We start from the raw sequence: 23,666 nt of genomic DNA on the forward strand, positions 1-23,666 counted from the left end.
GGCTCCTAGGGTGTCCTCGTCAGTTCAACAGAGGACACATCCCATGGACAAGATGCGCATGTTCGTCGACACCCACGACCAGGCGAAGGGAACCTTTCCCGAGGGCCTGAGCGAGGCGGAATTCAGCCAGTTCTTCGTCACCTTCGAGGAAGCCTGCCGGCAGGAAGGGGTGGTCATCCTGTCGGCCAATGTCGGCCTTGCCGAAGGCCGCGCCTTCTGCATGACGCTCGCACCCAGCGAGGACGCCGTCCGCCGCGCGCATGAGTGCGTGGGCCTGCCCTACGATTCCATCACCGAGGTGGAGACCGCGACGCCAGGCTCGCTCTTCTTCAGGCCGCAGGCCGCCTGACCCTTCCGGACACTCCAGACAAACAGGACAAACCCATGAAAACCGCTTTCGCGCGCACTGCGCTTGCCGCCTTGACCGTCGCCGCCATGTCGTCCGGCGCGGCCGTCGCCGGCGATCTCAGCGACGCCAACATCCTCGCGATCTTCGACCAGGCCAACATGGCCGACATCCAGACCGCGCGCCTCGGCTACAAGAAGGGGCAGTCGCCGCAGGTGCGGGACCTCGCGATGATGGTCATGACGGATCACGAAGCCGTCCAGCAGATGGGACGCGATCTCGGGTCGAGCCTCGGCTTGGTCGAGGAGCCGATCGACAACGACACGGCGCTTGCCGCCCACGCCAAGGCCTATGACGCGCTGCAGGCCCTGTCGGGCGACGCCTTCGACACGGCCTATCTGAAGCACGAGATCGCCTTCCACACCGCCGTCATCGACGCGATCAACGCGGTGCTGCTGCCCTCCGTCGAGGCGCCCGAGCTCCGCGAACTTGTCGTCACGGTGCTGCCCGGCTTCGAGCACCATCTGGCCGAAACGAAGCGCGTCGCCGCCGAACTCGGCGTCGAATAGGCGCACGATCTGCGAGGAGCCGTCCCATGAATGGCAGCGCAATCCCTGTCGTGGCCTATGGCGCGCTCTTTCTCCTCGGCGGCCTCCTCGCGCTCGCCCTCATCGTGCGCGGCGACCTCGTTCCCGACCGCGTCGCCGGCGGAGGCGGGCGGTTGATGCTCGGCGCGGCGCTTGGCTTCGGACTGGTCTCGATCGCGGTCAAGCTGGCCGTGATCGTCGTCCTGGCGACGTTCCCGCGCCAATTCATCGACGGGCAATTGCCGACCGCCGGGGAGCGCCTGGAACGCGCCGCCCGGCAACACGCGCGATCAGCCTCGCCGCTGATTGTCGCGGCGGCGAAACCGGTGCCTGAAGCGCGCAAATGGTATCCGTTGCCGGCAACCGCGCCCGCACCGCCGGACAATCCGTCGATGCCGGCGAGGGTTGCCCTCGGTCGGCGCCTGTTCCACGACGCCAATCTCTCCGCCGATCGCACCGTCTCCTGCGCGTCCTGCCATGACGTGACCGCAGGCGCGGGCGGCGACGGCCGGCCGGTCGCGCTGGGCGTCGGCGGGCAGGCCGGAACCCGCAATGCGCCGACGGTCTACAACGCGGCGTTCCAGGCGCGCCTCTTCTGGGACGGCCGGGCCGGCTCGCTGGAAGAGCAGGCAAGCGGCCCGCTTCTCAACCCTGTCGAAATGGGCATGGCGTCGCCGGCCGACATCGAGGCGCGGGTGCGCGAGGACGAGGCCTACCGCCCCCTGTTCGACGCCGCCTTCGAGGCGGGCGCGCCCGTCACCATCGACGGGATCGTCAAGGCGATCGCAGCCTATGAGCGCACGCTGGTCTCCAACGACGCCCCCTATGACCGCTTCGTGGCCGGCGACGAGGACGCGCTGACATTCGCCCAGAAGCGAGGCATGGCGCTGTTCCTGTCGCTCGGCTGCAGGCAATGCCACGCCGGTCCGAATTTCAGCGGCGCGAGCCTTGTCGGCCCGAAGGCGGTTTACCGACCCTTCAGTGTCTCCCGCTCGCCGCGCGCCATCGCGTTCGGTCTGGGCGACGACAAGGGGAGGGCCGGCGCAGACGCGGCCTCCGGCGTGTGGCGGGTGCCGTCGCTGCGCAATGTCGCCCTGACTGCTCCCTATTTCCACAATGGCGCGGTGGACGATCTGGCCGGGGCCGTCCGCATCATGGCCGCGACGCAGTTGAACGCGCTTGTCGGCGAGGCAGGCGAGCCGCCGGAGATGGAACTGCGCTGGTCGGCGGCGACCCGGACGCTTGAGACGATCGAGCGCACACGCGTCACCGATCGCGACGTCGCCGACCTCGTCGCTTTCCTCGAAGCGCTCAGCGGCGATAGACTGGCCTCCCGCATGGGGGCGGACGGACAGGCCTATGGCGCAATCAAGTGATCCTTTTTCAAGACTGTCCGACGGCGGACGGCAGGCGGTGGCGCGCGGCGCGCGCAGCCGCGTCTTCGCGCGCGGCGCCGCCGTGATCGAAAAGGGCGATCCCGTCTCTGGCGCCTATGTCGTCACGCGCGGCAAGCTGCGCGTCTACACCATGACGCCGAGCGGCAAGGAGGCGACGCTCTACGAGATCGGCCCCGGCGAAACCTGCGTGCTGGCCATCAACGCGCTGTTCAATGACCTGCTCTATCCCGCCTGGGTGGAGGCCGAAGCGGAAACGGATGTCGCCGTGGTGCCTGGTGCGCTCTACCGCGCCCTCTTCGAGCGCGAGCCCGCCATCCAGCAGCTCACGGTTCACGCCCTGTCGAGCGTCGTGCTGCGCCTGATGACGGAACTGGAGGAGGTCCACTCCCACCGCGTCGATCAGCGGCTCGCCTCGTTTCTTCTCAATCAGGCGTCGTCGGAGGGTGTCGTGCGCAAGACCCAGCAGGAGATCGCCTCGCATATCGGCACGACGCGCGAGGTCGTCGCCAAGGCGGTCGGGGAGTTCGTGTCGAGACGCTGGATCGAAAGCGGCCGTGGCCGGGTGAAGCTCCTGCAGCCGCGCATGCTGGCCGCGCTCGTCAAGCGCAACGAATTGTCGTGATGTTGCGGGGCAGCACCAGGCCGCCCCGAAACGATGGCCTCAGTCCTTGAGCGTCGCCCCGCCGGCATCCGTCAGCAGGAAGGCCTCGCCGCACTGGCGCGACAGGTTGCGCACCTTCAGGATGTAGCTCTGCCGCTCGGTCACCGAGATGACGCCGCGCGCATCCAGAAGGTTGAAGACGTGCGACGCCTTGATGCACTGGTCATAGGCGGGCAGCACGCATTTGTGCAGCGTCTCGCCGGCATCCGCGTCGGGCGTTCCGGCCGCGAGCAGCGCCGCGCATTCCTTCTCGGCGTCCTTGAAATGCTGCTGGAGCATCGCGGTGTCGGCATATTCGAAATTGTGCCGCGAATATTCCTGCTCGGCCTGCAGGAAGACGTCGCCATAGGTGATGCGGTCTTCGCCGTCGAGGCCGTTGAAATTGATGTCCTTGAAGTTGTCGACGCCCTGCACATACATCGCGATGCGCTCCAGCCCGTAGGTCAGTTCGCCGGAAACGGGCGCGCATTCGATGCCGCAGACCTGCTGGAAATAGGTGAACTGCGACACTTCCATGCCGTCGCACCAGCACTCCCAGCCGAGACCCCATGCGCCGAGCGTCGGGCTTTCCCAGTCGTCCTCCACGAAGCGGATGTCGTGCAGCAGCGGGTCGATGCCGATCGCCTTCAGCGAGCCGAGATAGAGCTCCTGCAGGTCGGGCGGCGAGGGCTTCAGGATCACCTGGAACTGGTAATAGTGCTGATAGCGGTTCGGGTTCTCGCCGTAGCGGCCGTCCTTCGGCCGCCGCGACGGCTGCACATAGGCGGCCTTCCAGGGCCGCGGTCCGAGCGATCGCAACGTCGTCGCCGGATGGAAGGTGCCGGCGCCGACCTCCATGTCGTAGGGCTGCAGCACCACGCAACCCTGCGCGGCCCAGTATTTCTGCAGGGTCAGGATGAGGCCCTGGAAGGAACGGGTCGGGTCGAGCGGATCGATTGTGGCGTGCGCGGTCATGGCAATGAAACGGTTCGAAAACGGGGTTGCGGAGGGTCGGCGTTTCCGTGGCATGGCGCCGCGGATCGGTCAAGAGCGGCGAGGGCCCCGCACTGTGTCGGATGGCACTGAGGGGCCGCGCGATCGGGCGCAGGTTCGAGCCAGATTTCCGGCGGCTCCGAACCCTCGCTGAGATGGAAACGCCGGAAGTTCGGGGGGCAAAACCCGAACCGAAAGGAAAATGCCATGAAATACGCATTCACCAACCGAAAGATCCTCGGCGCAATGCTTCTCGTTCCGGCCCTCGCGCTGTCCGTCGTCACGATGGAAGGTGTCAGCGACCTGTCGGACGCCAAGGCCCAGCAGCTCTCGCGGTCTCCCAACAGTGTCGATCGCGGGCCCAATGGCGACAACAGCGACGGCCGGAACCCGGGCCGCACGCCGCGTCCTTGCCCACCCGGAACGGCAACCCTTGCAGCCATCGACTGCACGCCGTGGACGCCGCCGACCCACCTGGCTTCCTCGAAGGAGGACTGCTCCTGCCATGTCACCTACAAGACGGTGAACGGCCGCCGGATCGCGACCAAGGACTGCTATGTCCTGCTGCCCGACAACACGGTGCATTACTGCCAGAACCCGCATCTGGTGCCCTGATCCAGGGCGCAGCACTCACGGAAGGGCGGTCTTCGGGCCGCCCTTTTCGTTTGGCGGCAAGGAGGTGATTGACAATCTAGGACGTTTGACCTAATCCGTTTAGGACAATTGACCTAATTCAGAAACGGATGGTTGCCGCATGGGCGCCGGGGAGACACGGGATCGGATCGTCGCCACCGCCGACGAATTGTTCTACGCAAGCGGTTTCGACAGCACGTCATTCGCCGACATAGCCGATGCGGTGAAGATTTCGCGCGGAAATTTCTACTATCACTTCAAGACGAAGGACGAGATCCTCCATGCCGTGATCGCGAGGCGTGGGGCCGAGCGTCGCGCCATGATGGAACGCTGGGAAAGCGAGGGCGCGAACCCGCGCGACCGCATCGGGCGTTTCATCGACATCCTGATCGTCAACCAGCCGAAGATCATGGCGCATGGCTGCCCCATCGGCACGCTGTGCGCGGAACTGGCCAAGCTTGACCATGCCCAGCACGACGAGGCCGCGGGGCTTTTCACGCTGTTCCGCGACTGGCTTCGAACGCAGTTCGAGAAGGCCGGCTGCGGTGACGCCTCCGACGACCTTGCCATGCACCTGCTGATGCGCAGCCAGGGCGTCGCCTCACTCGTCAACGCTTTCGGCGATCAGGATTTCGTGCGCCGCGAGGTCGAGGCGATGCATGCCTGGCTCGATGCGCGCATCGGCGAAGCCGGATGATCCCGAAAAACAGGAGAAACCCATGTTTGTCGTTTTGCTGAGATTTTCCGCCAACAAGGCCAGGGCCGCCGAATTCATGCAGGGGCACAATGACTGGATCAGGCAGGGTTTCGACGATGGCGTGTTTCTGCTCGCGGGCAGCCTTCAGCCGGGCAAGGGCGGCACGGTGATCGCCCACAACACGTCGCTGGAGCTCTTGCAGGCCCGGGTCGATAGCGATCCGTTCGTCGTCGAGGACGTCGTCTCCCCGGAAATCCTGCAAATCGAGCCCGCACGCACCGACGGCAAGCTCGCCTTTCTCGCGGCCTGATCCGGCTCGGTCGCGCTACTCGTCCTTATCGAGCCGGTATTCGCCGGTCTTCTCGTCCTTGACCAGCGTGCCGGTCGCGCCGGTCTGCTGCTCCTTTTCGGCGCGTCGCACGCGCGCCGAAACGCGCTCGGCCTCCCTGACGAAGGCCCGGTAGCCGATCACGCCGACGGCGACCACGCCGGCCAGAAGAAGAAATTGCGGCATCGCGTTCCCCCTTGTTTGCGCTTGCCTAGAGACCGAAGCGGGACCACAGCGCGCGGTCTTCCAGCGCGCCGATCAGCCCGGTTCCGGCCGCCGAGGCGAGCGCCTGCGGATCCGCACCCAGACCGGGAGCGATGACGCCGGCGGCCTGCCTGCGGCCGAAAAAGTCGCGTTGCGGCTGCACCAGGCGCAGCTCCGTCTTCTTCCCGTAACGGTCCCTCAGGAAGGAGCGCATGTCGCCGATATGGTCGACGAGCCCGAGCTCCTTCGCCTTCTCGCCCGCCCAGAACGCCCCGGTGAAGAGCTCCGGATCGTCGGCGAGCTTGCTGCCGCGACGGGCCTTCACGAGGTCGATGAAGGTCTTGTGGATCTCGAGCTGCATCGATTTCAGCCGCTCGACATCCTCCTGCTTTTCGGGCTGGAACGGATCGAGCACCGACTTGTTCTTACCGGCCGTGTAGACCCGCCGCTCCACGCCGATCTTGCCGATCGCCTCGACGAAGCCGAATCCGGCCGAGATGACGCCGATCGAGCCGATGATGGAGGAGGGGTCCGCGATGATTTCGTCGCCTGCGACCGCGATCATGTAGCCGCCCGACGCGGCCACGTCCTCCGTGAACATGTAGACCTGCTTGTTCTTCTCGGCCGCGAGGTCGCGGATGCGCTTGTGGATCAGTCGCGACTGGGCCGGCGATCCGCCGGGCGAATTGACCGAGAAGGCGACGGCCGGCGCGCGCTTGTCGGCGAAGGCGCGCTCGATCACCGGTGCTGTGGAGGCGAGCGACAGGCGCGGATTCATCGGCGAACTGCCGGCGGCGATGACGCCTTGCAGACGCACCACTGGAATGACCGGGCCTTCGCCGCGGAAGCGTTTCGGGACGAGACGATTGACTTGCAGTTTCACGGGTCGCGGGCTCGCTTTTACGGTGTCGGGGCGGTTGTTCCTCTATGTAATGGCGCTTGGCGCCCGCGCAACACGGCCGTCGTCCATTGCAGACAGTGCTGCGTGGAAAATCCCCGATTATTGACGTTTACGTAAAAAGCTTCTAGCGCTGGCTGCTATGCTTGCTGATGCGCCGCGCCCGTTGCCGGCGCGTTTCTACGGGAGGTCACCATGTATCAGGCGCCGGTCGCGGAAATCGCACACACGCTGAAATCTGTCGCGGGGCTCGGCGAGGCGCTTCAGGCCGGCCGGTTCGGCGACCTGAGCGAGGATCTCGTCGACGCCATCCTGCAGGAAGCGGGCCGTTTCGCCGCCGAGGAGATCGCCCCGCTGCACGCGTCGGGCGACAAGCAGGGCGCGCGGCTGGCCGACGGCGTCGTCACCATGCCGGACGGCTATGTGGACCTCTACCGGAACTGGATTGCCGGCGGCTGGAACAGCCTGGCCGCCGATCCGGACTATGGCGGGCAGGGCCTGCCGGCCATGCTTTCCATGGCCGTGGCCGAGATGTGGAATTCCGGCTCCATGGGGTTCGGCCTCGCGCCGACGCTGACCATGGGCGCGATCGAGGCGCTGGAGGCGCACGCCTCCGACGAATTGAAGCAGACCTACCTTCCGAAGCTGGTCTCCGGCGAATGGACCGGCACGATGAACCTGACCGAGCCGCAGGCCGGCTCCGATGTCGGCGCGCTCAATGCGCGGGCCGAACCGGTCGGCGACGGTTCCTATCGCGTCTTCGGCCAGAAGATATTCATCACCTATGGCGAGCACGACATGACGGACAATATCGTCCATCTCGTCCTGGCGCGCCTGCCGGACGCGCCCGCCGGCACGCGCGGCATCTCGCTGTTCCTGGTGCCGAAATTCCTCGTCAATGCGGACGGTTCGCTCGGCGCCCGCAACGACGTGATCTGCCATTCCATCGAGCACAAGCTCGGCATCAACTGCTCGCCGACCTGCACGATGATCTATGGCGACGGCAAGCATGGCGACACGCCGGGCGCGATCGGCTGGCTGGTCGGTCAGGAGAACCGGGGCCTCGCTTGCATGTTCACGATGATGAACAGCGCCCGCCTGGCCGTCGGCATCGAGGGTGTGGCGGTCGCCGAGGCCGCCCGCCAGAAGGCGCTCGAATATGCCAATGAACGCCGGCAGGGCAAGGCGTCGGGCTGGTCGGGTAACGGCATGAGCCCGATCGTGCATCACCCCGACGTGCAGCGCGACCTGCTGACCATGACGGGCCTCACCCGCGCTGCCCGCTCGATCGCCTATGCCTGCGCCCACGCCATCGACATGGCGCGCGTCTCCGAAGGCGAAGATGCAAAGTTCTGGCATGAGCGCGCCAGCCTTCTGACCCCGGTCGCCAAGGCCTTCTCGACGGATGTCGGCTCGCAGGTCGCCTCCATCGGCGTGCAGGTGCATGGCGGCATGGGCTATATCGAGGAAACGGGCGCGGCGCTGTTCATGCGCGACGCGCGCATTGCGCAGATCTACGAGGGCACCAACGGCATCCAGGCGATCGACCTCGTGATGCGCAAGCTGCCGCAATCCGAAGGTGCATGTATCGTCGCCTATCTGGACGAGCTGGACGATGTCGTCGGCAGCCTCTCGGCCTCCAACGATCCCGCCTTCGGCGTCTCGGCAAAACGCCTGCAGGAGGCGATGGCCAATCTGCGCGCCGCGACCGAGGCTTTGGAAGCGATGCTCAAGGGCGGCGACATCGACGGCGCGCTGGCCGGCGCGACGCCTTATCTGCGCCTCTTCGGCCTGGCCGCCGGCGGCGTCTATCTGGCCAAGGCGGCGCTCGCCGACACTGAAAATGGCGAACGGGCCGCACTCTGCCGGTTCTTCGCCGAAAACCTGACCGGCGAAACGGTCGGCTTGCGCCACACGGTCGAGGCCGGATCGGCGAGCCTTCTGGCGGCCGGCGAATTCCTGGTCGCGTGAAGGGAAAGCAATGTCTGACGATCATATCCTCATCGAGCGCCGGGGCGCGGTCCAGGTCATCCGGCTGAACCGGCCGGACAAGAAGAACGCCATCACCCGGGCCATGTATGACCGCATGGCCGAGGCCTTGCGCAGCGGGGACGAGGACGCGGATGTCCGCGTGCATGTCTTCCTCGGCTCACCCGGCGCGTTCTCCTCGGGCAACGACCTTCAGGATTTCCTGGCGATCGCGATGGGCGGTGAGCACGGCTCCGACGTCTGGGCCTTCCTCAATGCGCTCGCAACAGCGCAAAAGCCCGTCGTCTCCGGCGTTGACGGCCTGGCGATCGGTATCGGCACGACGATCCAGCTGCATTGCGACCTGACCTTTGCCACGCCGGCCTCGCTGTTCAAGACGCCCTTCACCGATCTCGCTTTGGTTCCGGAAGCCGCCTCCAGCCTGCTTGCGCCGCAGGTCATGGGCCCTCAGCGCGCCTTCGCGCTGCTCGGCATGGGCGAAGGCTTCTCCGCCGAGGACGCACACGCCGCCGGCCTGATCTGGAAGATCGTCGAGGCCGACGCGCTGGAATCCGAGGTGATGGCGGCGGCCGAAACGCTCGCCGCCAAGCCGCCCGAAGCCTTGCGCCTCGCCAAGAAGCTGCTGAAAGGCCCGCGCGAACCCGTGCTGGACCGCCTCCGCGAGGAGGGAGCCCTGTTCCTGGAGCGGCTCAAGTCGGATGAGGCACGCGAAGCCTTCATGGCCTTCATGGCGCGCAAGAAATAAGCCGCGCGCACTTTCGCTCAGTCGTAGCGCATTCCAGCCCGGATCAGGCCGCGTCCTGCTGGCGCACCGCGTTGCTGAGCAGGTAGCGCGCAAACAGCGGCAGGCTCGCAGCGCCCATGACGCGCGCATTGGCGCCGATGGCGGCCGGCAGGATGTTGGGCGTCTCGATGCCCTGGAAGTCGATCGAGGCGAGGTGCTTCTGCGCCGCCGAGGCGATTCGCTCGCGCACCGAGGCCGGAAAGCCGCCGTCGATCAGCACGGCTTCGAAGTCGATCACCGAGCACACCGACACGGCGGCGATGGCCAGGCTCTCGCCGGTCATCTCGATCCAGTCGGTCAGGTGCGGCTCGAACCGGTCCCAGTCGTCGGGCAAGAGCCAGAGCGGCGACGGATCGATGCCGGCCTCCTTCAGCCGCGCTTCGAGAATGAAGATCGACGCGCAGTCGATCAGTTGCTCGCCCGGCCGGTCGCGATGGCGGATCGGCAGCGTGCCGAAGGCGCCCGCATTGCCGGTGCGGCCGGTGAAGATCGCGTCGTTGAGGACGAAACCGCCGCCGATGAACGTGCCGACGAAGAAATAGGCGAAGTCGGAGAATTCGCGCCCCCGGCCGAACACGTTCTCCGCGCCGCAGGCGCAGCTTGCGTCGTTTTCCACCTGCACGGGCAGGTCGGAGAATTCGCCGATCGCCTCCGCGAAGCTGAAGGCGCGCCACGCTTCCATCTCCACCGGCGGCGCGCCGAGGCGGTCGAGCCAGGCCCAGAGCTCGAAGGGTGCGGCGACGCCGATGCCTGCGACACGGTCCCATTGCGCGGGCGTCAGCGCGGTCCGCGCCTTGTTCAGCCCGTCGGCGAGAAACGCCATCAAGGTGGCGGGCAGGGGATATTGATAGGTGAGGTGCTGCTGGAAGCGGACCGCGCCGGTGAAGTCCATCAGCACCAGGTCGGCCATCCGCCGGCCGATCTTGAGGCCGATGGAGAATACGCCGTCGGGATCGAGCGCCATCGGCACCGAGGGCTGACCGATCCGCCCGCGCATCGGTTCGCCCCGCAGGACGAGCCCGTCGCGTTCCAGCGCGCGCATGATCACGGAAATCGTCTGCGCCGAAAGCCCGGTCATCCTGGTCAGGTCGGATTTCGCCAGCGCGCCGAAGCGCCTGAGAAGGGTGAGGATCAGCTTCTCGTTATAGGCGCGCATGCCGCTCTGGTTGGTGCCGCGCATCTGCGTGGCGCCCGGCTTGTTCACAGGCATGTCGCAGGCCTCCGGCTGGCCCATGGCGTCGTCCTTCCACTCATGCCTGACGACACTGACATACACAGATTCGATGTCACGCGCATACCTTTCCCTTGGGTCAGAGTGCGGTCCGGGCGCCTTGCTGTCAATAATTAAATCAAAGTGAATTACTTATTGACACGCCCTGGCGATTGGTATTCCCTAACGTCGGGTTCGGGTGGAGCCGCCGGCAAGGCGGGGCTTGCCCGCACCGAAGGCCGGATTGGGAAACCGGCCTCAAACTCAACCTGGGAGGAATACCGTGAAGAGAACACTGCTTTCTGCAACCGCCGCCGCGTTCGCGCTGAGCGCCGCCGCGATCGTGCCCGCCAGCGCGCAGGACAAGGTCGCCGCCTGCCTGATCACCAAGACGGACACCAATCCGTTCTTCGTGAAGATGAAGGAAGGCGCGACCGCCAAGGCCGAGGAACTTGGCATCGACCTCAAGAGCTTTGCCGGCAAGATCGACGGCGACCACGAAACCCAGGTCGCGGCGATCGAGACCTGCATCGCCGACGGCGCCAAGGGCATCCTGCTGACGGCGTCCGACACCTCCTCGATCGTCTCTTCGGTGCAGCAGGCCCGCGACGCCGGCATCCTGGTCATCGCGCTCGACACGCCGCTCGACCCGATCGACGCCGCCGACATGACTTTCGCCACCGACAATTTCCTGGCCGGCGAACTGATCGGCCAGTGGGCGAAGGCGAAGCTCGGCGACGACGCCGCGAACGCCAAGATCGGCATGCTCGACCTCGCCGTCAGCCAGCCGACCGTCGGGGTCCTGCGCGACCAGGGCTTCATGCAGGGCTTCGGCATCGATCTCGGCGATCCCAAGAAATGGGGCGACGAAAGCGATCCGCGCGTCGTCGGCCATGACGTCACCCAGGGCAACGAGGAAGGCGGCCGCAAGGCGATGGAGAACCTGCTCGCCACCGATCCGATGATCAACGTCGTCTACACGATCAACGAGCCCGCCGCCGCTGGCGCCTACGAGGCGCTGAAAGCCATCGGCCGCGAGAACGACGTGCTGATCGTCTCGGTCGACGGTGGCTGCCCGGGCGTCAAGAACGTCGCGGACGGCGTGATCGGGGCCACCTCGCAGCAATATCCGCTGCTGATGGCCTCCAAGGGCATCGAGGCGATCGCCGCATGGGCGAAAGACGGCACCAAGCCGCAGCCGACCGAAGGCAAGGACTTCTTCGACACCGGCGTGTCGCTGGTGACTGACCAGGCCGTCGATGGCGTGGAGTCCATCTCCGTCAAGGAAGGCATGGATCTCTGCTGGGGCTGACCGGCATTTCGTGCTTATTATGCAGGGGAGGGAGCCGTTCGCGGCTCTCTCCAACCAGAGGCGATGAACCGCCCCAGACGACATACCGCATGAATTGCGGCGCCACTTTCGGGGAGGGAAAATGGCACAGACACCGACATCCGGGCAGGATTTCGAAGCATCCCTCGCCCATAGCCCCACCGCAGTCGCCGAATTCGAGGATCATTCCTCCGGCAGCCTGATCGGCAAGGTGCAGAACGCGCTGCACCAGACGCCGTCGCTGGTGCCGCTGATCGTGCTGATCCTGTCGATCGTCGTGTTCGGCCTGCTCCTCGGTTCCAAGTTCTTCTCGCCCTTCGCACTGACCCTCATCCTTCAGCAGGTTCAGATCGTCGGCATTGTCGCCGCCGCGCAGAGCATCGTCATCCTGACCGCCGGCATCGACCTGTCGGTCGGCGCGATCATGGTCCTGAGCTCGGTTGTCATGGGCCAGTTCGCGTTCCGCTACGGCCTGCCACCGAGCATCGCGGTGTTCTGCGGCCTCGTCTGCGGCACCGCCTGCGGCTTCGTGAACGGCTACCTCGTTGCACGCGTCAAGCTGCCGCCCTTCATCGTCACGCTCGGCATGTGGCAGATCGTGCTCGCGACGAATTTCCTCTACTCGGCCAACGAGACCATCCGTGCCCAGGAGATCGAGGCGCAGGCGCCCCTGCTTCAGTTCTTCGGCAACAAACTCAATATAGGCGGCGCGATCTTCACCTACGGCGTCATCTTCATGATCCTGCTGGTGCTGGTGCTTGCCTATGTGCTGCGCCATACCGCCTGGGGCCGGCATGTCTATGCCGTCGGCGACGATCCCGAGGCGGCGGGCCTCTCCGGCGTCAACGTCGGGAAAACGCTGATTTCGGTCTACATGCTTTCCGGCCTGATCTGCGCCTTCGCCGGCTGGGCCCTGATCGGCCGCATCGGCTCGGTGTCGCCGACTTCCGGCCAGCTTGCCAATATCGAGAGCATCACCGCCGTGGTCATCGGCGGCATCTCGCTGTTCGGCGGCCGCGGCTCGATCCTCGGCACCCTGTTCGGCGCCCTGATCGTCGGCGTCTTCACCCTCGGCCTGAGGCTGCTCGGCGCCGACGCGCAATGGACCTACCTGCTCATCGGCGTGCTGATCATCGGCGCCGTCGCGGTCGACCAGTGGATCAGAAAGGTATCGGCATGAGCGAACCCATTCTCAAGGGCCGCAACCTGGTCAAGCGCTACGGCAAGGTCACCGCGCTCGATCATTGCGACTTCGACCTGATGCCCGGCGAGATCCTGGCGGTGATCGGCGACAACGGCGCCGGCAAGTCGACGCTGATCAAGGCGATTTCGGGCGCGGTCACGCCCGATGCCGGCGAGATCCACATGGACGGCAAGCGCCTGCAGTTCTCCTCGCCCAACGACGCCCGCGAGGCCGGTATCGAAACCGTCTACCAGACGCTCGCCATGTCGCCCGCCCTGTCGATTGCCGACAACATGTTCATGGGCCGCGAATTGCGAAAGTCCGGCATCATGGGCAAGGTCTTTCGCCAGTTGGACCGTCCGGCCATGGAGAAATTCGCCCGCGACAAGCTCTCTGAGCTCGGCCTGATGACGATCCAGAACATCAACCAGGCCGTCGAGACGCTGTCCGGCGGTCAGCGCCAGGGCGTCGCCGTGGCGCGGGCCGCGGCCTTCGGGTCGAAAGTGATCATCCTCGACGAGCCGACGGCCGCGCTCGGCGTCAAGGAATCGCGCCGCGTGCTGGAACTGATCCTCGACGTGAAATCGCGCGGCATCCCGATCATCCTGATCTCGCACAACATGCCGCATGTCTTCGAGGTCGCCGACCGCGTCCATGTCCACCGCCTCGGCAAGCGGCTCTGCGTCATAGATCCGAAGGCCTACACCATGTCCGACGCCGTCGCCTTCATGACCGGCGCGAAAGAACCGACGGCCGCGCAGGCCGCCTGATCCGCGCCGCCGCCCCGGTTGACGCCGAGCGCCGGAGACATATCCGCGCGCAAAGTGCGCCCATGCGCCTTTTCAGGAACGAATTCCGCGCCGGCTGGTTGAATAGCGGATACTTTTCCTTGGGTTAGCTGCTATGGTTGGCGGCGTGATTTCCGACAACCCGTCAGCAAGAAAGCCTGCATGCCATGGATTGGGCTGCCCTTACAAAGGAGCTCGTAACACTCTTCGTCGTGATCGACCCGGTCGGTTCAGTCCCCGTCTTCCTGTTCGCCGTCCAGAACGTGCCGCGCAAACTGCACCGGCGGTTCGCTTTGCGTGCGGTCGCGATCGCGGCGCTGGTCCTCGTGCTGTTCCTCGTCGGCGGGCAGTTCCTGCTCGAAACGCTGGGCCTGCGGCTCGGATCGTTCCAGATCGCCGGCGGGATCATCCTGTTCGTCTTCGCCATGACGATGATTTTCGGGGAATCCAAGCCCCTGCGTGAGATCGAGGAGGCGGAGCGCGACCATCTGGCCGGTGCGGTCTTTCCGCTCGCCATGCCGTCGATCGCCTCGCCCGGGGCAATGCTGGCGATCGTGATCCTGACCGACAATCACACCGAATCGGTCGTCGATCAGGCGATCACGGCGGGCCTGCTGATGGTCGTCATGGTCCTGACCCTGATCCTGCTGCTCGCCGCGAGCTTCGTGCACAAGTTCATCGGCAACACCGGAGCCAGCGTCATCAGCCGGGTGATGGGGATCGTGCTCGCCACGATCGCCGTCGATTCCGTGCTCGGCGGCCTGGATGCGCTCGACGTCCTTGAGATCGCCCCGCCGGCGGTCGAAAACCCGCTCACCCAGCCGGCCGGCGACTAGCGCCGGCCCGGCCGGATCACATGTCCGGATCACATGTCCGACCAGTGCCGTTTCTTGCCCCCTGCGCGTTCCAACAGGGCCACGGCTTCCAGATGCGGGGTCCAGATGAACTGGTCCACCGGCGTCACCGATTTCAGCGTGAAGCCCGCCTGGATCAGGATCGCGAGGTCGCGCGCCAGCGTTTCCGGATTGCAGGAGACGGCGGCGACGCGGCGGACGGGGGAGGCGGCGATTTCGCGGCACTGGGCTTCGGCGCCGGCGCGCGGCGGGTCGAAGACGAGACCGTCATGCGGCTTCAGTTCCTGCGCCGTCAGCGGCCGGCGGACGAGGTCGCGCCGTTCCACCGTGACCGGCTTGAGCTTCTTGCCGGAATTCTCGCGGAACCCTCGGTCGAGCGCGGCCAGCGCCGCGGCGTCGCCCTCCACCGCATGCACGGTGGAGGCTTTCGCCAGACGGAGCGCGAAGGTGCCGCAGCCGGCGAAGAGGTCGATGACGCGTTTCGACTTCGCCAGATGCTTGGCGACGAGACCGGCCATCACCGTCTCCATCGCCGGCACGGCCTGAAGGAAGGCGCCCGGCGGCGGCGACACCGTCACGTCGTCGAAGGCGACGAGCGGCCGCCTCGGCGCCAGGATGATCTCGCCATTGACCGTCAGCCGCGCGAAGCCCAGCGCACGCACCGCGTCGGCGGCAGAGCGCTTGCCGGCGTCGTCCAGCGTGATCTTGCCCTCCACGGCGAGGTCGAGGCCGGACTGCGTCTGGTTGACCGTGACATGAACGGTTCGGCCGGCCGGCAGGACGACCGCCATGAGGTCCTTGATCGTCGGCCGCGCCGCGTCGATCTCAGGCGTGATGACGTGGCATTCTTCAAGATCGACGACATGGTTGCTCGACGCCTGCTGGAAGCCCAGCAGCACGCCTTTTTCCGTCCGGATCGCCGAAAAGACGGCGCGCCGGCGCGACTGCGGTGCGCAGAAATGCGGCGCGGCGATGCAGTCCGTGTCGATGCCCTGCGCGGCCAGCGCCTTTTCCAGGAGCCCGACCTTCCAGCGCCGATAGGCGTCTGCGTCCATGTGCTGGAGCGAGCAGCCGCCGCAGGTCTCGAAATGGGTGCAGACCGGATCGATCCGATCGGGTGAGGGGGTGCGCACCGACAAAAGCGCGGCACGCTTGCCGTCGGCAATGGCCGTTACGGTCTCGCCGGCCAGCGTGTAGGGCACGAAGACGAGTCCCTTGCCGGTGCGGGCGACGCCGTCGCCGCGCGCGCCGAGTTCATCGATCGTCAGGGTTTCCGTCCGGCTCATCGTTCTTTGCTCATGCCTTGTGTCCTGCCAGCAGGAATTCGCCATTGCCGTCGCCGCCGGCAATCGGAGAAGAGCAGAGGCCAGTCACCTGCCAGCCGGGCAGGGCTGCAAGCCACGAGGCGAGATCCTCGGCGCATTCTGCCGCGTCCTCCGCGGTGACGAGTCCGCCCTTGCCGATCTTCGCCCGGCCGACTTCGAATTGCGGCTTGACCAGCAGCACGGCCAGCGCGCCGGGTGCGGCCAGATCCAGTGCCGGCGGCAGGGCGAGTTTCAACGAGATGAAGCTGACGTCGGACACGACGAAGTCCGGGCGGCGGCCGTCGAGATGGGCAAGCGTCAGGTCACGCGCATTCAGCCCCTCGATCGAGGTGACACGCGGATCGGCCGCGACCGTCGCGGCCATCTGCCCGTGGCCGACATCAATCGCGGTCACATGCGCTGCGCCGCCTTCCAGCAGCACTTGGGTGAAGCCGCCGGTCGACGCGCCGACATCGAGCGCGATCCGCCCTTCCAGCGTGAGGTCGAAACGGTCGAGCGCCGCCTTCAGCTTCAGCGCCGCCCGCGAGACATAAAGCTGCGCCGGGTCGTCCAGTTCGATGGCCGCATCGGGGGAGACCATCTGGCCGGGCTTCGCGATCGCGGCCCCGCCGACCCTGACCGTGCCGCGCAGGATCGCGTCTCGCGCCCGCGAGCGCGAGGCGAACGCACCGGTTTCGACCAGCAACTGGTCGAGCCTGACGCGGGGGGAACTGTCGGCTGCCTTCATCCGCGTTCAATGCCCGCTGACGCCGCGCAAGGCAATGCGTATTCGCCGTGCCGGCGCCGATCAGCCGACGAGATTGCGCTGGAGATAGACCGCCGCGAGGACGAGGCCGAACACGATCACGGCCGCGCGCAGCACGCGCTCGTTCACGCGTTTCGCGTAGCGTCCGCCGAGATACCCGCCGACCACGCTGCCGGCCATCATCACCAGCGCCTCCGGCCAGGCGATCAGCCCGCCGACGCCGAAGATCGCGATGCTGATCAGCGTGAACGCGGTCGCGAGCAGGTTCTTGAGCGCATTGGCCATGGCAAACGACGAGAAACCCGCCAGTTGCACGATGCCGAGGAGGATGATGCCGATTCCCGCGCCGAAATAGCCGCCATAGATGGAACACACGAACAGGCCGATATGCACATAGACCTGGCTCCGCTCCGCGCCGGCGAGCGATGTCAGCCGGCGGCGCAGGGCGTCGCCATAGGCGAAGAGCCCGGTCGCGAGCAGGATCAGAAGCGGCACGAGTTCGATGAACAGGTCCGGGTCGGAGACGGTCAGGAGCGCCGAGCCGGCGGCGGCGCCGAGGCCGGACACGATCAGCAGCGGTCGCAGCGCGCTGCCAGCCGCCTTCAGTTCCGCCCGATAGGCCGGCAGCGCCGCCGCATTGGCGGGCAGCAGCGCCAGGTAGTTGGTGGCGTTGGCCGCCAGCGGCGGCAACCCCGCCGCCATCAGCGCCGGAAAGGTGAACAGCGTTGCGCCGCCGGCGACCGCGTTCCACGCGCCGCCGAACACGCCGACGGCGAGGAGAAAGAGAGCGGTCTGAAATGTCATGTCATGCCTCCGGGTCGGATGGCCGAGTGATAGGGCATGCGTTGCGTTCGAAAAAATGAATAGTTAGCATCGATCCCATGAACAGTTTCGAACGCAATGCGCCCGGCGCGGACTTGCTCCGCGCGTTCCTGGCGATTTCGGAAACCGGAAACCTCACCCGCGCGGCCGAAACGCTCGGCCGAACGCAATCGGCGACGAGCGTGCAGTTGCGCCGGCTGGAGGAGATGCTGCGGGTCCGGCTCTTCGAGCGGCGCGCGCGCGGCATGGCGCTGACGGCGGACGGCGAACGCCTCCTGCCGGCCGCGCGTCGCGTCCTTTCGGAGCTCGAGCGGATCGGCACCCTGTTCGACGCGCCGCTTGCCGGCCGGATCCGCGTCGGCATTCCCGACGATTTCGACGACGCCGTGCTGGAGCGGGCGCTGGCCGATTTCGCCGCGCGCAATCCGATGGTCGAGGTCGTCGCCGCGTCGGGCTGCACTTCGCGCTATCCCGAACGCATCGGTCGTGGTGAACTGGATGTCGCGGTGTGTTCGGGCCCCGAACGGACCTCCGGAACCCCGCTGGCCGCGGAGCCGGTCGTCTGGACCTGCGCCGAGGCGGCCGTGATGGATCGTGACGCGCCGGTGCCGCTCGCGCTGCTCGACCGGGACTGCTGGTGGCGCGACATGCCGGTCGAAGCCCTCGACCGGGCCGGCCGCGCATGGCGGATCGCCTATCGCAGCAGCGGTTTTGCAAGCCTTCGCGCGGCGATCCGGGCCGGCCTCGCGGTCGGGCCGTTGCCCCGGGCAAGCGTCGGGCCGGGGCTGCGCGTGCTGGGCGAGGCCGACGGCATGCCGCCCCTGCCTTTCGCGCAACGCGAGATCATGGTCGCGCGCCAGGCGCCGCCGGCGCTCGTCAGCGCGATGACACAAGCCCTGCGCCGGGCGGTCACCTCAAGCGGCGGTCAGCCCGCATAGACGATGCGGATGTCCGTGCGCGGCAGCAGATGGCGCACGTCTTCCTCGATCGAGCTGGTCGTCGTGTCGTCGATCTGCGGCACGAAGGAGCGGATCTGGTGGATGACGGACGGATAGGCCGCATCCCTTGCGTCATCGGAAAGCTTCAGCCCGTCCATCGCATAGCCCTGGCGCAGCGCGCCCAGCGTGGCGGCCGCCTTGTCGGCGAGAAACGCCGCCAGCTTCCGGTCGAATTGCGGCTGCGCCTCGGCGTTCGAGAGCGGCGCCGCCACGACCGCAAACCCCACACACGCGCATGCAAGCGCGCCTTTCAGCGTGTTCTTGTAATACATGTCCCACCTTCCCCGTTATTGGAAGCAACCATAGGGAAGGCGGGTTAGTTCGGCGCAAAGAAACGCGGTCAATCTTGGGCAAACAAAACTGGTAAGCCGCAAGCAAACAAACAGGGTGGAGCAAAGGTTAAGCGTCACCGCTCCGGCAGCGGAATGAACTCCTCTTCATCGCCCGGCACGATGTCGAAGCGGCGCGACTTCCACTCTTCCTTGGCCTGCTCGATGCGTTCGCGCGACGAGGACACGAAGTTCCACCAGATGTAGCGCCGAGACCCGAGCGCCGCGCCGCCGAACAGCATGAAGGAGGCGCCGCGTTCTGAGCGCACGACGATCTGGTCGCCTGGCCGGAACACCAGCAACTGGTCGGGCGCGAACGTGTCGCCGGCGATCTCGATGACGCCCTCGGCGACGTAGATCGCCCGTTCCTCGGCGTCCGCCGTGATCTCGATCTCGCCCCCGGCCGGCAGCGTCACGTCGACATAGAGCGTGTCGGAATACTGGGCGACCGGCGAGGTCGCGCCGTGGAAGGAGCCGATCAGCACGCGCGCATGCGCCTTGCCGTCGTCGAGCACGCCCATCGCCGCGGCAGCGGTATTCTCGAAGGCGGGCGCCATTTCTTCCTTGTCGTTCGGCAGCGCAAGCCAGGTCTGCAGGCCGGACATGCGCCGCGCCGTCGAGCGCGTTTCCTCCGGCGAACGCTCCGAATGCACGATGCCGCGCCCCGCCGTCATCAGATTGATGTCGCCCGGCGCGATGACCATTTCGGTGCCGAGCGAATCGCGGTGGCGGATCGTGCCGTCATAGAGATAGGTGACGGTCGACAGGCCGATATGCGGGTGCGGCCGCACGTCGATCGCCTCGCCGGGCCTGAAGGTCGCCGGCCCCATCCGGTCGAAGAAGATGAACGGCCCGACCAGCTTGCGCTTCAGCGAGGGCAGGGCGCGCTTGACCTCGAAGCCGCCAATGTCGCTGACCTTGGGGATGATCAGAGTGTCGATCGCGTCGCAGGCAAAGGCGTCGCCCGCTTCGGGGTCGGTACCGGGAAAAAAGCTCATCGGTTCGGTCCTGTCGTGGTTTCTGCCCAGTATCTGGCCGGAGCGCAGCCGACATCAAGCGCCCGCCCGACGGCCGTCGCGAGACGGTGTGTTCAAGAAAGGCGATCGATGTCCCCGCGCCGATCGACGATGGCCGCCGGCCGGCCCCGTGCCCTCCGAGCCCTACCGGCCGTTGCTGTTGAACATGTCCCGGTAGATCTTCCAGGATCCGTCATCCTGGCGTTTCAGGATCGTCAGGAACTTGCCCGTCAGGCGCACGTCCTTGCCCTGCATCACCTGCACCATGTCGAAACTGCCGCGCGAATAGGCCCAGTCGCCGGCGACGACGGTTTCCTCCGGCTTGCTCGCCATCGCCTTGACCGGATAGGCGGCGAAGATCTCCGGGGCGGTGGCGGCAAGCTCGGCCTTGTCGCGCGCCGGTTCTCCGGGCGGCATCTGGATCGCTTCGTCATCCCACAGCGCCAGCCAGGCTTCGGCGTCGCCGGCCACGGTCGCGGCGCTGAAGGCCTCCCAAAGGGCGCCGATTGCCGCTTCGTCGTCGGCGGCCCTGGCGGTGCCGGCCATGTTCGGCACAAGAACAATCGCCAGCAGCACGACCGGCAAAGACAAGAACATTCGTCTGATCATCGTAATTTCCCCCTCTCGATGTTTCCACCAAAGCACGGAAAGCACAGCCTGACCAACCCGGAGCCGATATTTGTTGGCGATAGTGTCGCCCTGGTGCATCCGCCGCCTTGTGTCGGACGGGAAGGCCGGTATCGATCATGTTGACGGGAGGCCTGCACTGGTAAACTCTGCTTGCGGATCCATCCGGGGAGGTTGTGCCCATGAACATTCCAATCGGCCGCAAGGTATTCCTGCCGGTTCTGCTGCTGCTATTGCTTGGCGGTGGCCACGCGTTTGCCGCGTGCAGGGCAGGCACGACGAGCGCGACGCCCACCCATGCGCCCGGCTTCTCTGAGCAGGACGGATGGCTCTACGAGGTCAAGAAGATCCGCGAGATCGGTTTCCTGGCGGGCTTTGCCTTCGCCAATCCGAGAAGCGTCGAAGACTATCTGAGATCGCAGGGGGCGGACGGCTGCACCTATGTCTACATCGCGAATTTCACCAGCCATGGCGACTACGTGACACAGGCCTATAACGAGCTCGTCATCGCGGCGAGCTACTTCGTCTTCAAATGTCCCGCCTACAGGATGGACCCGCAGAAACTCGCGGAGATCACCTATTATTTCGACATTCTGGCGCTTGCCGACGGAAACGGGAACATTCCCCCTTACAAGCCCACCTCAAGGTCGGCCGCCAAGATCTCCGGCGGATACTGGATGCGCAAGAAACTGACATCCCAGGCCGAGTGCCGGAAGATGTACCAGGAGAGGTTTCGCCATGTTTACTTCGTTTCGTAGGCTGGCGCTGGCCGTCCTGATCGCCCTGGCGCCGCTCGCGGCGGCGGCCGACACGCTGGACGACTGGAACCGGCAGTTCACTCACGACGTCCAGAGTTACAATCAGAAGACATTCACCCGCTCCATCCGCGGCCGCGAATACACGCTTTCCGGCGTGATCAGCCGGGTCAGGGCGGCGTGGAAGACGCTGACGAACAGCGCCCGCAATCTCGAGAACGAGCTCGGCCGCGTGACCAAGCCGCCGAGGAGAAACAGCGGCTACATATTGGTGCCGGGCAGCAACAGCGCGGTCACGGTCTCGCAATAGGGGGGCGGAGACGCGGCGCGATCTCCTTGCGGTCGTCGGGAAGCGCCTGCCATGTGTCGCAGGCCGGACCTGCGCCTTGCCGTATAGCGGGTTTCCACGAGCGAGCGCTCCGATTGGACGATACGGTGCCCGGCCGTCATCAGGCGGATGGCGCCTTGCGCGATGACCGTCACGCTGCCGAGGCCGTAGCCTTGGCGGGCCGTGCGCTGTTGATGCATTCCACCATCTATGTTTGAATTTCTATTGAGGGGCAGGCGTCAGGCGCCAGAATTCACGCTTTCGCGGCCCGGTATGCTTTTGTGGATGCTTGCGGGTCTGGAGTATCGGCGTGGATTGCAAACTCGAATATTGTCTGAGGTCACACCATGGATGGATACTCAGGCAGGCCGTTCATTTGCTCGTCGCAGCAATCGCGCTCGCCCTTGGCACGGCGTCGTCACTGGCTGCGGACGAGGCCTGGATCCAGGTGATCGCGAAACCGTCGCTGGAGGACGCGACGGCCATCGGCCGCTCCTACACGGAACTCTTTCCGGGTGCTGCCGTCTACAGGAAGACCAATGGCTTGTACGCGGTGGTGGTCGAAGCCGTCGATCCGCAATACGCACATCAGAGGATGGACCAGCTCAAGGCGCGCAACCGCATTCCGCGCGACAGTTTCATTGCCGACGAGACCACTTTGAGCGAACTGGTCTGGTCCGCTCGCGGGGTCTCCTGGATACAGATCGCCGCCGACCGTGATCTGGAGGACGCGATATCGCTTGCCCGAAGGTACGGCGCCACACTCAAGGACGTCCGCGTCTACAAGAAAACGGGCCCGCTCTACGTCGTCGTGACGGGGAAAGGGCCGAGTCCCGTCGTCGAGAAACGGCTTGCCGAAATGAAACGCAGCCGTTTGGTCCCACCCGACAGCTTTCGTGTCTACGCCGAGTTTCTCCCGGCCATGCCGAGCTGGACCCCTGACGAGGATGCGGATGTGTCGGTCTTCTTCGCGGAGGAGGAGGATGTCTCCCTGCCGCCTTTCATGGGATCTGTCGATGAGGAATCCCGAGACGCCGACGCGGATCCGTCGATCATTTTTGAGGACAAGGGACAGGGCACTTTCGCAGATGATCGTCGCAAAGTTGCTCTGGTGATTGGCATTGGTGCCTACGAACACGCCCCGATGCTGGCGAATCCGCGCAACGACGCCAATGCGATGGCGGGCTTGCTGCAGCATCTGGGCTTCGAGGTCGTGTCGGGCGTGGACCTCGACAAGGACGCCATGGAGCGCAGGATTCGCAACTTCGTTCAGAAGGCGAGGGACGCGGATTTGAGCCTGTTCTTCTATGCCGGGCACGGCATCCAGGTCGCCGGGCAGAACTACCTCATACCGGTGGACGCAGAGGTCGCGGACAGAAGCGCGATCGATTTCGAACTCGTCAATGTCAGCAAGATCATCAACTACATGGGCGGCGGCGACAGGGTCGGTGTCGTGCTTCTCGACGCTTGCCGCAACAATCCGTTCGCGCGCTCGCTGGCGCGTTCACTGGGTGTTCGGTCATCGCCGGTGCAGAACGGACTTGCCAGACCAGAGACATCCGGGGGTGGCCTGCTGATCGGTTTCGCGACCGCACCGGACGATGTCGCCGACGACGGTCGTGGAATGCGCAACAGCCCCTTCACAACGGCGCTGTTGGAATATCTGTCGACACCGGGAATGGAAATCCAGCGGGTGATGACGCGGGTGAAACAGAAGGTCATCAGCCTGACCGATAACCGGCAGCGGCCCTGGCATAACAGTGATCTCGCGCGTGACGTCTTCCTCGTGCCGACGCCGGCGCAATGAAGCCGTTGCTAGAGCGCCGCTTTTCGCTATCGTGCAGGCCTGACGGCCCTTGG

General features: G+C 65.8%; 27 protein-coding genes. 17 read left to right on the forward strand and 10 right to left on the reverse strand.

Annotation, left to right across the window (positions count from 1 at the left end):
- Nucleotides 1–43: 43 nt before the first annotated feature.
- Genes MRY80_RS16800 through MRY80_RS16815 form a run of 4 tightly spaced genes read left to right on the forward strand, consistent with a single transcriptional unit; the run spans nucleotide 44 to nucleotide 2,952 of the window.
- Nucleotides 44–349: a nickel-binding protein gene (locus tag MRY80_RS16800; protein WP_293292208.1), complete on the forward strand. Its 306-nt coding sequence runs from the start codon at nucleotides 44–46 to the stop codon at nucleotides 347–349.
- A gap of 35 nt (nucleotides 350–384) precedes the next feature.
- Nucleotides 385–915 (forward strand): DUF4142 domain-containing protein, encoded by a 531-nt coding sequence (locus MRY80_RS16805; protein WP_293292209.1) that lies wholly within the window; start codon nucleotides 385–387, stop codon nucleotides 913–915.
- A gap of 26 nt (nucleotides 916–941) precedes the next feature.
- Nucleotides 942–2,309: a cytochrome c peroxidase gene (locus tag MRY80_RS16810; RefSeq protein ID WP_293292210.1), complete on the forward strand. Its 1,368-nt coding sequence runs from the start codon at nucleotides 942–944 to the stop codon at nucleotides 2,307–2,309.
- A complete protein-coding gene (locus MRY80_RS16815) occupies nucleotides 2,293–2,952 on the forward strand; it encodes a Crp/Fnr family transcriptional regulator (RefSeq protein ID WP_293292211.1) in 660 nt (219 codons plus the stop codon). The genes MRY80_RS16810 and MRY80_RS16815 overlap by 17 nt, the downstream gene beginning before the upstream one ends.
- A gap of 39 nt (nucleotides 2,953–2,991) precedes the next feature.
- On the opposite strand, the gene MRY80_RS16820 is transcribed toward MRY80_RS16815, so the two are convergent.
- On the reverse strand, nucleotides 2,992–3,945 hold the full coding sequence (locus MRY80_RS16820; protein WP_293292212.1) for a glycine--tRNA ligase subunit alpha: 954 nt from the start codon (nucleotides 3,943–3,945) through the stop codon (nucleotides 2,992–2,994).
- 225 nt (nucleotides 3,946–4,170) lie between these two features.
- Here MRY80_RS16820 and MRY80_RS16825 point away from each other — a divergent pair, with 225 nt between their 5' ends.
- The 3 genes from MRY80_RS16825 (at nucleotide 4,171) to MRY80_RS16835 (ending at nucleotide 5,603) form a co-directional block, all read left to right on the forward strand.
- Nucleotides 4,171–4,578: a hypothetical protein gene (locus tag MRY80_RS16825; RefSeq protein WP_293292213.1), complete on the forward strand. Its 408-nt coding sequence runs from the start codon at nucleotides 4,171–4,173 to the stop codon at nucleotides 4,576–4,578.
- A 139-nt stretch (nucleotides 4,579–4,717) separates the two neighbouring features.
- Nucleotides 4,718–5,293 carry a TetR/AcrR family transcriptional regulator gene (locus MRY80_RS16830; protein ID WP_293292214.1) on the forward strand — a complete coding sequence of 192 codons (576 nt, stop codon included), beginning with the start codon at nucleotides 4,718–4,720 and terminating at the stop codon, nucleotides 5,291–5,293.
- Nucleotides 5,294–5,315: 22 nt separating this feature from the next.
- Entirely contained in the window at nucleotides 5,316–5,603 is a 288-nt protein-coding gene (locus MRY80_RS16835; protein ID WP_293292215.1) for a YciI family protein, read from the forward strand.
- A gap of 15 nt (nucleotides 5,604–5,618) precedes the next feature.
- Here the strand turns inward: MRY80_RS16835 and MRY80_RS16840 are convergent, their stop codons facing one another.
- Nucleotides 5,619–5,807, reverse strand: a complete 189-nt coding sequence (locus MRY80_RS16840) for a hypothetical protein (protein WP_293292216.1) — start codon at nucleotides 5,805–5,807, stop codon at nucleotides 5,619–5,621.
- Nucleotides 5,808–5,832: 25 nt separating this feature from the next.
- Entirely contained in the window at nucleotides 5,833–6,708 is an 876-nt protein-coding gene (locus MRY80_RS16845) for a S49 family peptidase (protein ID WP_293292217.1), read from the reverse strand.
- A gap of 210 nt (nucleotides 6,709–6,918) precedes the next feature.
- On the opposite strand from MRY80_RS16845, the gene MRY80_RS16850 reads away from it, so the two are divergent.
- Together MRY80_RS16850 and MRY80_RS16855 are read left to right on the forward strand one after the other, a co-directional pair.
- Complete coding sequence (locus MRY80_RS16850) at nucleotides 6,919–8,694, forward strand: acyl-CoA dehydrogenase (RefSeq protein ID WP_293292218.1); 1,776 nt, start codon at nucleotides 6,919–6,921, stop codon at nucleotides 8,692–8,694.
- 10 nt (nucleotides 8,695–8,704) lie between these two features.
- Nucleotides 8,705–9,457, forward strand: a complete 753-nt coding sequence (locus MRY80_RS16855; RefSeq protein WP_293292219.1) for a crotonase/enoyl-CoA hydratase family protein — start codon at nucleotides 8,705–8,707, stop codon at nucleotides 9,455–9,457.
- A 43-nt stretch (nucleotides 9,458–9,500) separates the two neighbouring features.
- On the opposite strand, the gene MRY80_RS16860 is transcribed toward MRY80_RS16855, so the two are convergent.
- Nucleotides 9,501–10,730 (reverse strand): ROK family transcriptional regulator, encoded by a 1,230-nt coding sequence (locus MRY80_RS16860; protein ID WP_293292220.1) that lies wholly within the window; start codon nucleotides 10,728–10,730, stop codon nucleotides 9,501–9,503.
- 259 nt (nucleotides 10,731–10,989) lie between these two features.
- On the opposite strand from MRY80_RS16860, the gene MRY80_RS16865 reads away from it, so the two are divergent.
- The 4 genes from MRY80_RS16865 (at nucleotide 10,990) to MRY80_RS16880 (ending at nucleotide 14,843) form a co-directional block, all read left to right on the forward strand.
- On the forward strand, nucleotides 10,990–12,018 hold the full coding sequence (locus tag MRY80_RS16865) for a sugar ABC transporter substrate-binding protein (RefSeq protein WP_293292221.1): 1,029 nt from the start codon (nucleotides 10,990–10,992) through the stop codon (nucleotides 12,016–12,018).
- Nucleotides 12,019–12,139: 121 nt separating this feature from the next.
- On the forward strand, nucleotides 12,140–13,216 hold the full coding sequence (locus tag MRY80_RS16870; protein WP_293292222.1) for an ABC transporter permease: 1,077 nt from the start codon (nucleotides 12,140–12,142) through the stop codon (nucleotides 13,214–13,216).
- Nucleotides 13,213–13,989: an ATP-binding cassette domain-containing protein gene (locus MRY80_RS16875; RefSeq protein ID WP_293292223.1), complete on the forward strand. Its 777-nt coding sequence runs from the start codon at nucleotides 13,213–13,215 to the stop codon at nucleotides 13,987–13,989. The genes MRY80_RS16870 and MRY80_RS16875 overlap by 4 nt, the downstream gene beginning before the upstream one ends.
- 185 nt (nucleotides 13,990–14,174) lie before the next feature.
- Nucleotides 14,175–14,843, forward strand: coding sequence for a MarC family protein (locus MRY80_RS16880; RefSeq protein WP_293292224.1), 669 nt, complete (start codon nucleotides 14,175–14,177; stop codon nucleotides 14,841–14,843).
- A gap of 29 nt (nucleotides 14,844–14,872) precedes the next feature.
- Here the strand turns inward: MRY80_RS16880 and MRY80_RS16885 are convergent, their stop codons facing one another.
- The 3 genes from MRY80_RS16885 to MRY80_RS16895 are packed head-to-tail and all read right to left on the reverse strand — an operon-like array spanning nucleotide 14,873 to nucleotide 17,735.
- Nucleotides 14,873–16,147 carry a class I SAM-dependent RNA methyltransferase gene (locus tag MRY80_RS16885; RefSeq protein WP_293292225.1) on the reverse strand — a complete coding sequence of 425 codons (1,275 nt, stop codon included), beginning with the start codon at nucleotides 16,145–16,147 and terminating at the stop codon, nucleotides 14,873–14,875.
- A gap of 10 nt (nucleotides 16,148–16,157) precedes the next feature.
- Nucleotides 16,158–16,913, reverse strand: a complete 756-nt coding sequence (locus MRY80_RS16890; protein WP_293292226.1) for a TlyA family RNA methyltransferase — start codon at nucleotides 16,911–16,913, stop codon at nucleotides 16,158–16,160.
- 60 nt (nucleotides 16,914–16,973) lie between these two features.
- Nucleotides 16,974–17,735 (reverse strand): sulfite exporter TauE/SafE family protein, encoded by a 762-nt coding sequence (locus tag MRY80_RS16895; protein WP_293292227.1) that lies wholly within the window; start codon nucleotides 17,733–17,735, stop codon nucleotides 16,974–16,976.
- Between the two features lie 77 nt (nucleotides 17,736–17,812).
- Here MRY80_RS16895 and MRY80_RS16900 point away from each other — a divergent pair, with 77 nt between their 5' ends.
- Nucleotides 17,813–18,691 (forward strand): LysR substrate-binding domain-containing protein, encoded by an 879-nt coding sequence (locus tag MRY80_RS16900; RefSeq protein WP_293292228.1) that lies wholly within the window; start codon nucleotides 17,813–17,815, stop codon nucleotides 18,689–18,691.
- Here the strand turns inward: MRY80_RS16900 and MRY80_RS16905 are convergent.
- The 3 genes from MRY80_RS16905 to MRY80_RS16915 form a co-directional block, all read right to left on the reverse strand.
- The gene (locus tag MRY80_RS16905) at nucleotides 18,679–19,023 is read right to left on the reverse strand and encodes a hypothetical protein (protein ID WP_293292229.1); all 345 of its coding nucleotides are present in this window, start codon (nucleotides 19,021–19,023) and stop codon (nucleotides 18,679–18,681) included. The two genes, MRY80_RS16900 and MRY80_RS16905, sit on opposite strands and share 13 nt — an antisense overlap.
- A gap of 134 nt (nucleotides 19,024–19,157) precedes the next feature.
- Nucleotides 19,158–20,078 (reverse strand): pirin family protein, encoded by a 921-nt coding sequence (locus MRY80_RS16910; protein WP_293292230.1) that lies wholly within the window; start codon nucleotides 20,076–20,078, stop codon nucleotides 19,158–19,160.
- Between the two features lie 162 nt (nucleotides 20,079–20,240).
- On the reverse strand, nucleotides 20,241–20,705 hold the full coding sequence (locus tag MRY80_RS16915) for a nuclear transport factor 2 family protein (protein ID WP_293292231.1): 465 nt from the start codon (nucleotides 20,703–20,705) through the stop codon (nucleotides 20,241–20,243).
- A gap of 200 nt (nucleotides 20,706–20,905) precedes the next feature.
- On the opposite strand from MRY80_RS16915, the gene MRY80_RS16920 reads away from it, so the two are divergent.
- The 3 genes from MRY80_RS16920 to MRY80_RS16930 all read left to right on the forward strand — a co-directional run bounded on the left by MRY80_RS16920 (nucleotide 20,906) and on the right by MRY80_RS16930 (nucleotide 23,613).
- Complete coding sequence (locus tag MRY80_RS16920) at nucleotides 20,906–21,481, forward strand: hypothetical protein (protein WP_293292232.1); 576 nt, start codon at nucleotides 20,906–20,908, stop codon at nucleotides 21,479–21,481.
- Nucleotides 21,462–21,788, forward strand: coding sequence for a hypothetical protein (locus tag MRY80_RS16925; protein WP_293292233.1), 327 nt, complete (start codon nucleotides 21,462–21,464; stop codon nucleotides 21,786–21,788). The genes MRY80_RS16920 and MRY80_RS16925 overlap by 20 nt, the downstream gene beginning before the upstream one ends.
- 394 nt (nucleotides 21,789–22,182) lie before the next feature.
- The gene (locus MRY80_RS16930) at nucleotides 22,183–23,613 is read left to right on the forward strand and encodes a caspase domain-containing protein (protein ID WP_293292234.1); all 1,431 of its coding nucleotides are present in this window, start codon (nucleotides 22,183–22,185) and stop codon (nucleotides 23,611–23,613) included.
- The last annotated feature ends 53 nt before the right edge of the window (nucleotides 23,614–23,666 follow it).

The sequence above is a fragment of the Oricola sp. genome (assembly GCF_022763245.1).
In the GTDB taxonomy this organism is placed as follows: Bacteria; Pseudomonadota; Alphaproteobacteria; order Rhizobiales; family Rhizobiaceae; genus Oricola.